This window comes from Streptococcus orisratti DSM 15617 (assembly GCF_000380105.1).
Taxonomy (GTDB): Bacteria; Bacillota; Bacilli; order Lactobacillales; family Streptococcaceae; genus Streptococcus; species Streptococcus orisratti.
Map to the genome: position 1 here is coordinate 27,760 of NZ_KB904537.1, position 15,229 is coordinate 42,988.

13 protein-coding genes and 1 pseudogene are annotated in these 15,229 nt (G+C 39.3%); 7 read left to right on the top strand and 7 right to left on the bottom strand.

Going from position 1 to position 15,229, the window contains the following annotated elements; all coding sequences use genetic code 11:
• Positions 1 to 495: 495 nt before the first annotated feature.
• The 3 genes from A3I7_RS0112085 to A3I7_RS0112095 form a co-directional block, all read right to left on the bottom strand.
• Positions 496 to 2,391, bottom strand: coding sequence for a M13 family metallopeptidase (locus tag A3I7_RS0112085; RefSeq protein ID WP_018376993.1), 1,896 nt, complete (start codon positions 2,389 to 2,391; stop codon positions 496 to 498).
• 83 nt (positions 2,392 to 2,474) lie between these two features.
• Entirely contained in the window at positions 2,475 to 2,918 is a 444-nt protein-coding gene (dtd, locus tag A3I7_RS0112090; RefSeq protein ID WP_018376994.1) for a D-aminoacyl-tRNA deacylase, read from the bottom strand.
• 54 nt (positions 2,919 to 2,972) lie between these two features.
• Entirely contained in the window at positions 2,973 to 5,192 is a 2,220-nt protein-coding gene (locus A3I7_RS0112095; protein ID WP_018376995.1) for a RelA/SpoT family protein, read from the bottom strand.
• 208 nt (positions 5,193 to 5,400) lie between these two features.
• On the opposite strand from A3I7_RS0112095, the gene nrdI reads away from it, so the two are divergent.
• Complete coding sequence (gene nrdI, locus A3I7_RS0112100) at positions 5,401 to 5,859, top strand: class Ib ribonucleoside-diphosphate reductase assembly flavoprotein NrdI (protein WP_018376996.1); 459 nt, start codon at positions 5,401 to 5,403, stop codon at positions 5,857 to 5,859.
• 127 nt (positions 5,860 to 5,986) lie between these two features.
• On the top strand, positions 5,987 to 7,021 hold the full coding sequence (locus tag A3I7_RS0112105) for a M42 family metallopeptidase (protein WP_018376997.1): 1,035 nt from the start codon (positions 5,987 to 5,989) through the stop codon (positions 7,019 to 7,021).
• Positions 7,022 to 7,540: 519 nt separating this feature from the next.
• Here A3I7_RS0112105 and A3I7_RS0112110 read toward each other — a convergent pair.
• From A3I7_RS0112110 to A3I7_RS0112120, 3 genes are all read right to left on the bottom strand, one after another.
• Positions 7,541 to 8,359, bottom strand: coding sequence for an endonuclease/exonuclease/phosphatase family protein (locus A3I7_RS0112110; protein ID WP_018376998.1), 819 nt, complete (start codon positions 8,357 to 8,359; stop codon positions 7,541 to 7,543).
• Positions 8,360 to 8,581: 222 nt separating this feature from the next.
• Entirely contained in the window at positions 8,582 to 9,394 is an 813-nt protein-coding gene (locus A3I7_RS0112115; RefSeq protein ID WP_018376999.1) for an endonuclease/exonuclease/phosphatase family protein, read from the bottom strand.
• Between the two features lie 75 nt (positions 9,395 to 9,469).
• Positions 9,470 to 11,656: a PTS transporter subunit IIBC gene (locus A3I7_RS0112120; protein ID WP_018377000.1), complete on the bottom strand. Its 2,187-nt coding sequence runs from the start codon at positions 11,654 to 11,656 to the stop codon at positions 9,470 to 9,472.
• 227 nt (positions 11,657 to 11,883) lie between these two features.
• On the opposite strand from A3I7_RS0112120, the pseudogene A3I7_RS13330 reads away from it, so the two are divergent.
• Positions 11,884 to 12,404: pseudogene (locus A3I7_RS13330) on the top strand (amino acid ABC transporter permease); the annotation flags it as partial.
• 189 nt (positions 12,405 to 12,593) lie between these two features.
• Here A3I7_RS13330 and A3I7_RS0112130 read toward each other — a convergent pair.
• Entirely contained in the window at positions 12,594 to 13,622 is a 1,029-nt protein-coding gene (locus A3I7_RS0112130) for a LacI family DNA-binding transcriptional regulator (RefSeq protein WP_018377001.1), read from the bottom strand.
• Between the two features lie 185 nt (positions 13,623 to 13,807).
• On the opposite strand from A3I7_RS0112130, the gene A3I7_RS0112135 reads away from it, so the two are divergent.
• Genes A3I7_RS0112135 through A3I7_RS0112150 form a run of 4 tightly spaced genes read left to right on the top strand, consistent with a single transcriptional unit; the run spans position 13,808 to position 15,196 of the window.
• Complete coding sequence (locus A3I7_RS0112135) at positions 13,808 to 14,209, top strand: hypothetical protein (RefSeq protein WP_018377002.1); 402 nt, start codon at positions 13,808 to 13,810, stop codon at positions 14,207 to 14,209.
• 15 nt (positions 14,210 to 14,224) lie between these two features.
• Positions 14,225 to 14,794 carry a hypothetical protein gene (locus tag A3I7_RS0112140; RefSeq protein WP_018377003.1) on the top strand — a complete coding sequence of 190 codons (570 nt, stop codon included), beginning with the start codon at positions 14,225 to 14,227 and terminating at the stop codon, positions 14,792 to 14,794.
• A 1-nt stretch (position 14,795) separates the two neighbouring features.
• On the top strand, positions 14,796 to 15,011 hold the full coding sequence (locus A3I7_RS0112145) for a helix-turn-helix transcriptional regulator (protein ID WP_018377004.1): 216 nt from the start codon (positions 14,796 to 14,798) through the stop codon (positions 15,009 to 15,011).
• Positions 15,008 to 15,196 (top strand): hypothetical protein, encoded by a 189-nt coding sequence (locus A3I7_RS0112150; protein WP_018377005.1) that lies wholly within the window; start codon positions 15,008 to 15,010, stop codon positions 15,194 to 15,196. The genes A3I7_RS0112145 and A3I7_RS0112150 overlap by 4 nt, the downstream gene beginning before the upstream one ends.
• Positions 15,197 to 15,229 lie beyond the last annotated feature (33 nt).

Below are 15,229 nucleotides of genomic sequence, written 5' to 3' on the forward strand. Positions count from 1 at the left end.
TTTGAACACCTTTATTATACTGAGTTTGGAGATTTTTTGTATAACGGTTGATGCGCACCCGTATAGTGGGTGGGTGTTTATCTCACACCTTCAGAGCAAGACGGACTAAAGTCGCATAATAACAAGGGAGTAGGAAAGAACTCAATAAGTCTAAAAAAGAGTTCTCCTCACTTCCAAACATCTAGGTTCGGGCTAAAATAGTCCACTGGACTATTTTACTCCCACCCCCGCACAGCTCAAAAGGTTCAGTGAACCTTTTGAGGTTGGAAATGAAGCGAACTCTGTTCGCATCAGTCGTAGAGGTCAGATTTGGAGTGTGAAACACGAATTGCTGAGATTTGCTTCGCAAACCTTATCTCCAACCTTTAACAGTCCACTGGACTGTTAAACCCAATCAACCACTGCGATGAAATATTGACACGAACTTTGAGAAGCGAGGCTGAACTTTTTGCTCAGCCTCTTGATTGATATCAAATTTGTTTATTTGAGTAAGCTTTACCAAATAATCACGCGGTTTTCTGGAGCACGCCACATGCCATCACCTTCTTTAACACCAAATTCTTGGTGGAATTCATCGAAGTTGGTAATTGTGACATTAGTACGCCACTCAGCTGGGGCATGGACGTCGATACTTGCCATCATCTGCATGAATTCATCACGCGCCTTCATACGCCAGATTGTTGCAAAGTTGATGAAGAAATCACGAACAGAGAAGTCTGCTTCTTTCTTAGCGGCTTCAAGTGCGCAGGCTACACCACCGAGGTCAGCCACGTTTTCAGAAACAGTGAGTTTTCCATTCACCTTGACGCCATATGAATCCAAACCATCAAATTGAGCCACTACCTTGTCTGTACGTTCTTTGAAAGCTGCATAGTCCTCTTCAGTCCACCAATTTTTCAGGCTCCCATTTTCATCAAAAGAGGCACCATTGGTATCAAAGGCATGCGAAATTTCATGGGCAATGACCGCCCCAATTCCACCATAATTAGCTGATGAACTTTGTTCCAAACTATAAAATGGTGCCTGTAAAATAGCTGCGGGAAAGACAATTTGATTTTGCTGTGGATCATAGTAAGCATTAACCATATGAGCTGGCATGTGCCATTCGCTACGGTCAACCGGCTTATTCCATTTGCTCCAAGCATAAGCGATAGAAATTTTTGCCAAGTTCTGAGCATTTTCCACTAAGGAGAGGTTTTCATCAATAATCTTCTTGCCATAAGTTTCTGGCAATTTCTCAGGATAACCGATATGGGGTGTGATGACATTTAGCTTGGTAATGGCTTTTTCACGTGTAGCTGGCGCAAGCCAATCAGCGGTTTCAAGGCGTGATTTATAGACGTCAATCATAGTAGCTACCTTATGTTCAACATCAGCCTTGGCTTCGGGCGAGAATTTTTGACCTGCATACCAAAGACCAAGAGCTTGACTGTAAGGTCCTTCTGCTAAATAATAAGCTGCCTTACGCTTGTCACGCGCTTGTGGTGTCCCTGACAGGGCACGATTATAAGCGCCTGACAAAATACGAATCTCATCAGTTAAATAAGCATTCCATGAAGTGGCTGCAGACAAGACTAAGTCAGCCTTGAGCAATTCCCAATTTCCTTCAGAATAGTATTCTGCTGCAAAATCTACCCAAAAACGTTCTTCAGGTACAATAACTTTATCTGGTAACTCACCCAAGATAGCCTTGAAAATATCGTTCAATGGTAATTCAGGTGCCAATTTGACAAAATCTACCCATTCGTATGGATGATAAAGCTTGACATACTCAGAACTTTCTTCACGCGAAAGGACATACTTGGCGACCTTGGCATCCAGTTCAATAACCTTATCCAGTAAATCTTTGATTTCCTCATCAGAGAAGCCAAACTTAGGTAGCAATTCTTCTTGCATACTACGCCATACAGCAAGAAGTTCCTTACCTTTTTCATTATCCTCAGCATAATAAGTCGTGTCTGGCAAGATAATACCTGGTGCTTCTGCCCAGAGGATATTAAGCTGTGCATTCATAAAATCCGGCGACACTCCAAATGGCAAAAGATTAGGCTTTCCAGCCATCTCATAATCAGCCATACGACTAGCAAATTCAGCAAATGATCCCAAGTTCTTATATTCTTCAATCAGCGGTAAAACTGGTGTAACCCCAACCTTTTCACGCTTGTCATAGTTCGCTGTCATCTTGTGAAATTTGACAAAGTTTTGTAAAATGCTATCGCTTGGGAGCTTTTCACCAGCCAACCAACCATCGGTCGTTGTTAGCACGAGTTCTTCAATCTCATCAGCAAGGTCTGAAAAACCACCTGTACGAGGTTTATCATCTGGAATAACCGCAGTTTCAGCCCACTTGCCGTTGACTGCCTTATAAAAATCGTCTTGATAACGTGTCATTATTATCTCCTTCTTCCGTGTAATCGTTTCTATTTTACCAAAAATAGCCAATATATGCAGTTTTAAAAGTCATTCTCAAATTTTTAACGATTTTTTGTGTCTAGGAGAATGGTCACAGGGCCATCGTTGACGAGACTAACCCGCATATCCGCTCCAAAAACGCCACATTCTACAGGGACAAACTGACTTAATTCTTGGTTGAAATCATCATAGAACTGGCTAGCTATATCTGGTTTAGCTGCCCCAGTAAAAGCTGGACGATTTCCTTTCTTTGTATCCGCAAAAAGTGTAAACTGTGAAACCGACAAGATACCCCCCTTGATATCTTGGACTGATAAATTCATCTTTCCATCTTGATCCGAAAAGATGCGCATATTGACGATTTTTCTAACCGCATAAGCCATATCGTCGGTCGTATCATCTGGCCCTACGCCAACTAATAGCAAAAGACCTTGCTTGATAGCACCAGCCATTTCCCCTTCAATGGAGACAGAAGCCTCTGTCACACGCTGAATAACAATCTTCATTTTAATCCTTTCTTTAAAAAGCGGACCAAACAAGTCAGCCCGCTGTCTTTATAATTACCCGTTAGTTCGTTTGACGCTGTAAACATCTGGAATAATCTTAATCTTATCAACGACTGTCGTTAAACTAGCCAGATTGGCAATAGCAAAGCTAACATGGATATTAGCAAATTTCATATCTTTTGTCGGTTGGGCATTGACCGTCGAAATGTTTTTGGTCGCATTTGATAAAACCTGTAAGACATCGTTTAACAAGCCTGAGCGGTTAAGTCCATAAATATCAATTTCCGCCACATAGTCAGTTCGAGTATTATCGTCATCCCATTCAACTTCAATGAGTCGTTGTTCATAACCTTCTTGGCTCTTAATATTATGACAATCTGACCGATGAATAGCGACACCACGCCCTTTAGTAATGTAGCCCTCAATCGGATCTCCTGGAACGGGATTGCAACATTTTGCGATGCGCATGAGAAGTCCAGATGCTCCTTGAATGATAACACCATTCTCACTGTGAACCTTCAGAACTTCCTTATTCTCGTGCTTAACCTCGCCGCCCTTCATCAATTCTTCAGCCTCAGCCTTAGCTTTGGCACGTTCTTCCTCCCGCCGTTCTTTCTCAGTTAGACGGTTGAAAACACTAACAGGGCTCAATTCTCCAAAACCAACCGCTGCGTATAGAGCCTCTTCACTTCGGACACTAAGCCTTGGTAAGATGGCCTCAATGTGTTTTTTATCGAGGTACTTATTTGCCACATATCCCTGTTCTTGGAAATAATCCACCAAAAGCTCACGGCCCTTGTTAACAGAGAGTTCTTTGTCTTGATTTTTAAAGAACTGACGAATTTTATTTCGGGCTTTATTCGTTTTGACGAGTTTAATCCAGTCTCGGCTTGGCCCAAATGAATTAGGATTGGTGACAATTTCACAAGTATCACCTGTTTTAAGTTTAGCTGTCAAAGGAACCATCCGTCCATTGACCTTTGCTCCAGTTGCTTTTTCACCTACTTTCGTATGAATAGCATAAGCAAAATCAATCGGCCCAGAGTCTTTTGGCAATTCCTTGACCGCCCCTGTTGGAGTAAAAACATAGATGCGTTCTGAAAAAATGTCTTCCTTAACGGAATCTACAAAGTCTTGCGCATCACCATTGGAAGCATCTTGTAATTCAACCAATTCCTTAATCCAATTCATCCCAAGTGCTTGTTCGCTCTGGTTAACTTTACCCTTCATGCCTTTTTTATAGGCCCAGTGGGCAGCAACCCCATATTCAGCGACAGCGTGCATTTCCTTGGTACGAATTTGAATTTCAATCGGTCCTTTCGGTCCAAATACCGTGGTGTGGATGGACTGATAACCATTAGCCTTTGGTGCTGCAATATAATCTTTGAAACGACCAGGCATTGGATGCCAGAGTTCATGAATATAACCAACCATAGCATAGACATCAATCTGCGTTTCCATAATACAACGAATAGCAATCAAATCGTAAATTTGATCAAAGCGTTTTTTCTTATCACGCATCTTTCGATAAATGGAATAAATGTGTTTTGGTCGTCCATAAATGTCACCATAGAGCCCCTGCTCTTGGGTATAATCTTTGATTTTTTCAACAATTTCATCAACCAAAGCTTCACGCTCACGACGCTTTTCTGTCATCATGTGAGAAATCTTATAAAATTCCGTTTCGTTAAGATAGCGGAAAGACAAATCCTCCAACTCCCACTTAATTCGACTAATCCCCAAACGGTGAGCCAAGGGAGCATAAATTTCCATCGTTTCACGTGAAATACGCTCTTGTTTGTCTTTTCGTAAATGCTTAAGGGTACGCATATTGTGCAAGCGGTCTGCCAGTTTAACAAGAATCACTCGAATGTCTTTAGACATAGCCATCAACATTTTACGGTGATTCTCAGCCAACTGTTCTTCGTGAGATTTATACTCAACTTTACCAAGTTTTGTCACCCCATCTACAATGTCACGAACATCTTTTCCAAAATCTGTTTCAATGTCTTCTAGACTGCTTTCTGTATCCTCCACGACATCATGTAGAAAACCACAAGCCACCGTGACAGCATCTAAATGCAAATCAGCTAAAATCCCAGCCACCTGAATAGGGTGAATGATATAAGGTTCTCCAGATTTTCTAAACTGATAAAAATGTGCTGCCGTCGCATAATCCAAAGCTTTCTTAACAAAAGCCACATCGGCCTCTGTCATATACTTAGCGGTTAATGCAACAACTTCATCTCCTGTTAAATTGACTTCTTTTGCCATAGTGACCCCTTACTTGCTCTTATAATGTACTTATTTTATCACTTTTTAAGCGAAAAATAAAAGAATGTTAACACATTTCTTCTTTCCATGCCTTTGGATAATTAGAAACCACCCTTTATCTCAATTTATCCAATTTTTCACCTTGTCCAACACCATATATTGTGCTAAACTTAGTATATCATACCATATCTAGTTTTAGGAGAATCAAATGACCCATTTAACTGTCGTTTTTATCAGTCTAAGCGGCAATACGAAAAGTTTTGTCAAACGCCTAAGTGAGTATTTAAAAAGCAATCAAGATATTGATATACACCAAATCAACGTTAAAGAGCTTAACCATGAGACTTTTCCTGTTAAAGAACCCTTCCTTGCTGTTCTTCCTACCTATCTCGAGGGAGGAAATGGTATTGATGATGGCGATGTAGAAATATTAACCAACCCACTTGGAGATTTTATTGCCGCTCATGACAACTACAAAAACTGCTTTGGGATTATTGGATCTGGGAATCGTAATTTTAATCATCAGTACTGCCTAACGGCTAAACAATACTGCAAACGTTTTGGTTTTCCTATGATTGGAGATTTTGAATTGCGTGGCACACAAGCTGACATTGAACGATTGTCTGCAGTAATTTTAGAAACGTATAAAAACTTCTTGGAAAGATAATCTTTTAAAATTAGCTCTGCTATTTCCATATAAAATGCCCTTTATTGGGCTTTTTTTGATATAATGAACAAGCATAAAATTGATACCGTAGAAAGGAAGAGAAGCATGCCCGCTTCTAAACATTAACATGAAAACAACTCTTGATTACATCACTACTTTAGCTAAAATCCCATCACCAACAGGGTTTACCTCGCGCATTATGGACTATGTTCAAAATGAATTAGAAAGCTTTTGCTACACTCCTATTCGTACAGCAAAAGGTGGTCTCTTGGTTTCGGTAGCGGGTAGAGATGATGATAGACACCGTGTTGTCACCGCCCACCTAGATACCCTCGGTGCCATGGTTCGCGCCATCAAGCCTGATGGTCGGCTGAAAATGGATTTAGTGGGAGGATTTGTCTACAACGCCATTGAAGGCGAAAATTGCACCATTCATGTAGCAGAAAATGGCAAAGAAATTTCAGGAACCATTCTCATGCACCAAACATCTGTCCATGTTTACCGTGATGCTGGCACGGCTGAACGTAATCAAACTAATATGGAAATTCGTTTAGATGAGAAAGTGAATACAGCCGATGAAACACGGGCTTTAGGCATTGAGGTTGGGGATTTTATCTCGTTTGACCCAAGAGTTGTAGTGACGGAATCTGGCTTCATCAAATCTCGCCACTTGGATGATAAAGTCAGCGCAGCTATTCTCATTGAACTCCTCAAAACCTATAAAAATGAGGGGATTGAGCTGCCACACACAACCCATTTTTACTTTTCAGCTTTTGAAGAAGTTGGACACGGGGCTAATTCTAGCCTTCATGAAAAAACAGTTGAATATCTGGCTGTGGATATGGGAGCCATGGGAGACGACCAAGCAACTAATGAATATACCGTTTCTATCTGTGTCAAAGACGGCTCTGGTCCCTATCACTATGAGCTTCGCCAGCACATGGTTGCTTTGTGTGAACAACATCAAATCCCTTACAAACTAGACATCTATCCTTACTATGGGAGCGATGCCTCGGCAGCTATGCGAGCAGGGGCTGAAGTTAAACATGCCCTGTTAGGTGCAGGTATTGAGTCAAGCCATTCTTACGAGCGAACCCATATTGATTCTGTACGAGCTACAGAAAACTTAGTAGATGCCTATTTGAAAAGCGCAGTTCTTTGATTTCAAAACCATTACACAAATAAAAAAACACGAAAAAGTAAAGACGACTGAGATATAGTAATTCAGTCGTCTTTTGTTGATGTAGATTGGTATGCTTTGTGAAAATCAAAACAGAATTTTATCATTTTGCCGTAATCCGCAGACTTTACTTAAATATAGTAAGGGAAACTAATAACATTATAAATGGTAACTAGACTAATTCAGTCGTCTTTTTTTGATGTAGATTGGTATGCTTTGTGAAAATCGAAACAGAATTTTATCACTTTGCCGCAATCCGCAGACTTTACTTAAATATAGTAAGGGAAACTAATAACATTATAAATGGTAACTAGACTAATTCGGTATCATTCTCATTTTTACAGAATACTATTCTAAACAAAGAGAGGTACCCACACCTTGAAGCGATCTCAAATAAGTAGACAAAAACTAATTTTTGGGGGATACTATTTTTATAAAACGAGATTACAAAGATATAGGACTTACGTCAAATAACCGCATCATAGCATTCCCAATAAATCATTAAAAATCAAATTCTACTTCTAAGCCATAGTGGTCACTGACAATAGGAGCTGCACCACCATCAAAAGCAACTTTTGAAGCAAGAATACGAATATCCTGACTAGCAAAAACATGGTCAACTTTGAGTGATTGCGTATTATCCTCCCACCCATCAATATCTTCAATAATCGTATGCTGACCTACAACTTTATCAGCCACCGCATGACTATCCTGTAATTGTAAAGGACTGTCCATAATCATACGATAGCCTGTTTCGTCAGTCGGGTTGTTGAACGCTCCCATGAGCACCAATGGTTTTTGAGCATGACTAAGTGCAGCTTCCAAACGTGGCCACTCTGTTTCAAAACCATTGCCTAGCAAAGACATATGTGCGCTGACAACAGTAATAACTTTACCATTAACCTCAGTTTCAGCTAAAAGTGCTCGACGAGTGTTGAAATTTGTCTCATCATCAGTAGCTGAAATTAAAATATCCTTAGCTAGCAGAGGAGTTTTTGACAAAATGGCAACACCTTCGTGGTATTTATCATAGCCTATATGATTATAAGCCCATGACCAATAATAAGTCTTACCCTGAGACTTCAAGTATTGAACCAACTGGAGAGCAAAGTGATTCTTCCGAAGAGCTGGTGAGGACTCCAAGGGTTGATAAGTAGGAGCCGCCTTGGCAAGCTCACTGTCAATACCTTGATTGATTTCCTGCAAACAAACCACATCAAAATCTTTTTCTAAAATATATTCCCCCAAATCAAAAAGCTTCTTGAGAGAGTTGACTTCCATCCATGAATGGGTATTCAACGTTAAAAACCTAGCTGTCATTATCACATCATCCTAAACATATAATTTTATACTTTTCGAAAATCGTTCTATTTTTCTCAACTCGTCTCTTTAGAGATAAAAACGTCTTTTATTTTTGTTGAGCATTACAATTTTTCATTTTCCAACGAACGGACAGCGAAAACGCTTGCGTTCATATATGTTATTCTAGCATTTTTGCTTTATTTGTAAAGTCTTTTTGAGAAGGTTGGGAAAATATTTTGCTTATTTAAAACTTATAGCTAAGCCAAAATGATCACTAACTACGGGAGTTTCATTTCCATCAAAAACTACCTGAGAGGATAAGATTTCTAATTCTTTACTCACAAATGCATGGTCCACCTTCAAATTCTTTTCGTTCCCAGACCAACCATCAATATCAGCCTTGATAGTGTATTCTCCTGAAACAATATTAGCAGACTTGTGACTGTCTTTAAGATTTAGCGAGCTTGAAAGAATAACTTGATAGCCTTCTTCGTCAGTTGGATTATTATAATCCCCCATCAATATAAGGGGAGTTTTTTGTCCTTGAAGTTCTGCTTCAAGCTTTTTCCATTCCCCTTCAAACCCCTTGCCATACCACGACAAATGTAGGCTAACAACAGTTAAGGCTCTACCATCAATCTCCGTATCCGCTAAAAGAACACGTCTAGTATGATAATCATATTCATCGTCCACATCTGAAACTAAAACAGCTTGTGGTTTTATCGGGGTTTTAGATAAAATGGCTACGCCTTCATGATATTTATCATAGCCAATATGATTATAGGCCCACGACCAATAGTAAGTCTTGCCCTGCTTTTGAAGTAGACTTACCAGATGCAAAGCAAAGTTATCCTGATGAATGGTCGGCGTTCCAACTATCTCACTATAAGTCGCCAATTCTTGTACTGGCTGGCTAACTATCTCTTGGTTAATTTCTTGAAGGCAAATAATATCGTAATCTTCTTTTAAAATTTGTGCCACAATATCCTGTAGCTTGTGGAGAGGGTCAGACTCCATCCATGAATGGGTATTTAGCGTTAGGCATTTCACCATTTTTTACTCCTTACATAGCAGGCAAGGAGCTGAGAATATTCTCAACTCCTAACCTCTTATATCTTAATTTGGGTCTTAGAGTTCAACTTTGGCAACAGCTGTTTTAGCAGCAAGTTTACCAGTTTTCTCTAGAGTAACTGATTTAATATTGGCAACGTTAGTGAATACCACAATAACAGAGGTTTCCTTACCAGCTGCTTTAACAGCATCAAAGTCTACAACTGCCAAAAGGTCTCCAGCTTGAACACGCTGACCATCAGAAACTTTGGCTTCAAATGGTTTACCTTCTAAGTCAACCGTATCAAGTCCAATGTGTACCAAAACTTCCAAACCATCGTCTGTCAACAAGCCATAGGCGTGTTTTGTTGGGAATACAGTAGTTACGACACCAGTTACTGGAGCATAAACATTTCCATCTGTTGGTTCAACTGCAAAGCCATCTCCCATCATTTTACCTGCAAAGACTGGATCTTTGACTTCAGTTACTGGAACAACTTGCCCATCAACAACTGAGATAACTTCTTCTGTAACACCCTTAAAGCTTACTTTATCATCACTTTTAGCATCATCCGCTGAAAAATCAACAACCGGAATTTCTGCACCTGAATCAAGTAAATCTTGAATATCAGATTTTAGAATGTCAGCTTTTGGCCCGTAAACAGCTTGAACACCAGAGTCTTTGAGAATCAACCCCATAGCGCCAGCTTTTTTCCAATTATCTTCAGAACCAACAGCATCTAGGTTCTTAACAGTGACACGAAGGCGTGTCATACAAGCATCAACGTCAGTAATATTAGCTTTACCACCAAGAAGATTGATGATTTGAACAACTTGTGAGTTAGCATCAGCAGTTTCTCCTGTTGATCCTGCTGCATTTGCATCTCCACCATCAAGATCTTCGTAGTTACCATTACGACCTGGAGTTGCAAAATTGAATTTCTTAATCATAAAGTCAGCGATGAAGTACATCACAACACCTGACAAGATACATACAATAACAAATGTGATAAGGTCTCCACCAAGACCTGCTTTAAGTGCCATTGGTGTACGAGTGAGCAATTCAATATTACCAAATGAGTGAAGACGAAGGTGAACTAGATCTGCAAGAGCAAATGTAATCCCTTGAACAACTGCATAAACAGCGTAAAGTGGCATTGCAACGAACATGAACATAAACTCAATAGGTTCAGTTACACCAGTCAAGAAAGTAGCTGCAGCTGTTGAGATAAACATACCTGTGTATTTATGTCTCTTATCAGCATCAACATTACGGTACATAGCATAAGCAAGTCCCATAAGTGTACCTGTAGAACCAATCATTTGACCAACTTTGAAACGAGCTGGTGTAACATTTGCCAACAAATCATTGTAAGCTGATGCATTTGAACCTTTGAGGTTGATAAGGTCTGTCACCCAAGCCAACCAAAGTGGGTCTTGACCAAATACTTGAGTACCCTTTTGAGCTCCTGTCAAAATTTCATAAGTACCACCAAGTGATGTATAATTCATTGGAATTGTCAACATATGGTGAAGACCAAATGGAAGAAGCAGACGTTCTAGTGTACCATATACAAACGGAGCAAAGAATGGTGCTGTATCTTGTGAAGAGGCAATCCATTTACCAAAGCCATTGATTCCTGATTGGATAACAGGCCAGAAGAAAGCCAAAATAATAGCCACAATCGCTGAACGAAAAAGAACAACAAATGGAACGAAGCGTTTACCATTGAAGAATGAAAGGACATCAGGAAGCTTACGGTAGTTGTAGTATTTGTTATAAGCTGTCGCACCAACAAAACCAGCGATAATACCTACAAATACACCCATGTTAAGTGCTGGGTATTCAAGAACACTTGTGAAATAGTCAGCAACGACCATTTTTGTTCCTAAGAAACTAGTTACAACTGCTTTTGAATCTGATAACATTTCGCTTGAAATGCCATAAATACTACCAGTGATACGGTTAAGCAAGACGAATGATAGTCCTGCTGCGAAGGCACCTCCAGCACGTTCCTTAGCCCAGCTACCACCAATAGCAAGAGCAAAGAGCAAGTGAAGATTTCCAATAACTGCCCAACCAATCTGTGCAACTACATTTCCGATAGTTGCTAAAAGAGTAGAGTTTTGGTTAATCAAGGGAATAGAGTTACCAATGGAAATCATTAAACCTGCCGCAGGCATTACGGCAATAACGACCATCAAACATTTCCCGAATTTTTGCCAAAATTCGAAACTTGTTAAGTTCTTAAACGCCTTCTTCATGAGACATCTCCTTAATGTTTTATTACGCAAACGTTTGCGTTTTGTATTTTTATTATATCACTTATTTTTGATTTGTAAAGCGGTTTCTAAAAATTTTTTAAGCATTTAGAAAATTGATTCTTCTGAATATGATAGTTTTTTCTTATCGAGTTGATAGAAAATTCATATTATTCATGTTATTTACCGTGTGCTAAAATAGTCACAAATTTAGTTAAAGGAGTAGTCATGTGAACTGGGAATTTATTAGGCAATCTATCCCTCTCTATCAAGAAGCCTTCTTACTGACATTAATTATCGCTTTTGGGGGAGTCCTAGGAGCCTTCTTTGTTGGACTCCTAGTTAGTGTTATCAGGCATTATCGAATCCCTATTTTGCAACAACTCTCCACTATTTACATTGAGTTTTCTCGCAATACGCCGCTTCTTATCCAATTATTTTTTCTCTACTTCGGTTTTCCAAGATTGGGAATTATTCTCTCCTCTCGACCTGCGCCATCATTGGTTTAATTTTTCTTGGAGGCCCTTATATGGCTGAGTCTTTTCGAAGCGGTTTTGAAGCTGTTCCCTCCTCCCAGATAGAACTAGCTACCTCTATAGGCCTATCTCCGCTACAAAGTTTTCGCTATGTCATTTTACCACAAGCCTTAGCTATTTCTCTTCCCTCCTTTAGCGCCAATATTATCTTCCTCCTGAAGGAAACTTCCGTTTTTTCCGCTGTTGCTTTGGCAGACTTGATGTATGTCGCAAAGTTGACTCATTTCAACTAACTCAATAAATCCAACGCTAAACCTCTCTCAATAGATACTTGTGATGCTAATTCATCTTATAATAGGTCAAGTTATATTCACTCCTACTCTCATTGAAAGAAACAACAGAAGTTGTTCTTTATTATAGATATTAAAAAAGCATGACTGATTCAAAATTAGTCATGCTTTTTCTTAATTTGTTTTAACTGTTAAACTAGGCGTTGACTCACGTTCAATAATTTTGTGAGGAATGATAAGTGTTTGGTTCTGCGAATTTTCCGCCTGTCCCAGTAAAACTGTTGCTGCTTTTTCTCCCAATTCATATGGAAAAATATCAACCGATGTTAACGCTGGGCTAGCAATTTTCGTGATCAAAGAATTATTAAATCCAAAAATGGCATAGCGATCAGGAGCAACATCTATTATTTTAAATAAACGTTGCAGACGAATAGCTTGAATATCATCACAGGCAATAAACGCTTGAACCTCAGGGTGGTCTGCTAAGAAGCTCTGCAATTTTGCTACATTTGCCTCATCATTTGTCCGTGATAGGTGTAAACTATAGTCTGTGAGTTGTTTTTGCGTGGCATAGGTGCGATAACCTTCATAGCGGTCAGACTGTACAAGTTCCTGCATATCTGTGTAAGCATAAACAATATGCCGATACCCTTTTTCCCATAAAAATTTCGTTGCATCTTGACTTGCTTGATAGTTATTATTATCAACATAGTGAATATTGGGTGATGGCGCATCATAAGCTTGCCCTACCACCACACTGGACACCTTTCGCTGTTTTTTTACCGCTGTAAATATCGGATCCCCTTTTTTGGAATAAAGAAAAATAATTTTGTCTATATTCCCACTACGAATTAGCGTTTGAGTATTTTTTTCAAGTTCCCTATCACTGCGACCAGTAGCAAGACTGACCATATAATCATTTTGGCTACAAACACTAGAGATACCTTGGATAATTTGCATGAAGAAAGGATTATCTCCCAGAGAATCTTGATTTTCTCTCACTGGAAGAACAATACCAATAGTGTTAGTTTTGCGATTAACCAAATTTTGTGCTGAAAAATTTGGCGAATAATCCAATTCCGCCATTGCCTGACGAACACGCTCCTTGGTCGCTTCGCTTATAATGGAACTGTCATGCATAGCTCTGGATGCTGTAGATGTTGACACTCCCGCCAACTTTGCCACATCTTTAATTGTTACCATAAATCTTCTTTCTATTTTCTAGTAGTTATAGGATAGTCATTTTTCTGCCACCTGTCAAGGGAAAGAAGAAACGAGAAAAATAATTCACCTAAATATTGACAGTTTTATATAAAAGTGATATACTTATAACAGAAAAAGTTAGAAATAACTAACATTTGGTCTATCGTAGAAAGAAGGGATGACTTATGAAAAAACATCTTTACAAACACTTACCATTTGCAATTCTTATTCCTCAGCTATTTGTCATCTGGCTCTTCTCGGCTGACTCTAACCCTGTTTGGGTTAAACATGTCACCTTTGGCATCACAATTGCCTTGGTTATCATTATCTTCATAATTGTCAATACCATCAAATTTCCTGATAAACCTGCTAAGTCTAACATTAAAAAAATGCCTCAGCAAAAACAAGAATTTCGCTGGACTTATTTGATACCAAGTTTGTCTATTATCCCAATTTTAATTGCTAGTGTCATGACCAGCTCAAATCCTATTAGTTTCATGTTTGCTATTTTAGGAATCACGTTTGGTTTGATAGCTGTCATTTTCGCAGCTACTGTTTGGCTTATGAAGCGTCACAAAAAAGCTTAGAAAGGTTACTTACTAATGAAAAATAAAAAATGGCTCTACATTTCCTGGCTTCCTTTGATGTTACTTTTGTGGTTTCTATCGCCACAAAGTCATCCCACTTGGATAAAATCTATTACTTTCATTATCGTGTTACTGGTTCAAGCTGGCATTCTTTGGTTCTTTCGTAAAGAAGCTTTTCAAGCCCCAGAAAACCGCTATTTTGGACTAACTGAAAAACTCTACACGGTCACGCTCTTTGCAGCCATGGGCATCTACACAAAAGGTATTTGGACCCTTACTCCAAATAGCAATCCTATCTGGATAAAGCATGTCATTTTGGGCTTGGGCTTACTGATTTTAGTTATTTTCTTCGTCTACTTTGCTTTCAAAAAAGTAGACGAAAAACCTGATGAACGCTTTTATGCTGACTTAGCTAAAGCTGCTTGCCTGACCTTGACCTTAATGTTAGCTTGTTTGATGATTTTGAGCGTCATCACCTTCTTTTTCCCATTTACTCTGACAGCTGGGATGGTTTTAATTTTCGGCGCAGTGATGATTTTAGTCTTTGATATTGCTTTCTTCCTCTTTGAGAAAAGAGGTGCTTAAGATGGCTAATATTGTCACTAATCTCAAAGAACTGCGGAAAGCCAAAAAAATGAGCCAACAGGAACTGGCGCAATTAGTCGGTGTCCGCAGAGAAACTATTGTTCACCTAGAAAACAACCGTTACAACCCATCGCTTGAAATGGCACTGAAAATCGCAGAGATTTTCCAGCTGCCTGTGGAAGATATTTTTCAACTGAATAAGGAGGAAGGCTCATGAAAACACAAACTTGCCCTTACTGTGGGGAAACTCAATTTGTGACAGCTAAGCAAAATAAAGGTTATGCTGGTATCTCACGTTCAGGTAGCGCTACTAGTCTAGGTCAATCGATCTGCCTAGAAATCTGCAAAAACTGTGGAACAGTTGTTCGATTTTTTGTCGAACATCCTGAAAAATTAAGTTAAGTTAAACAAAGAAGCTGTTCATCACAACAGCTT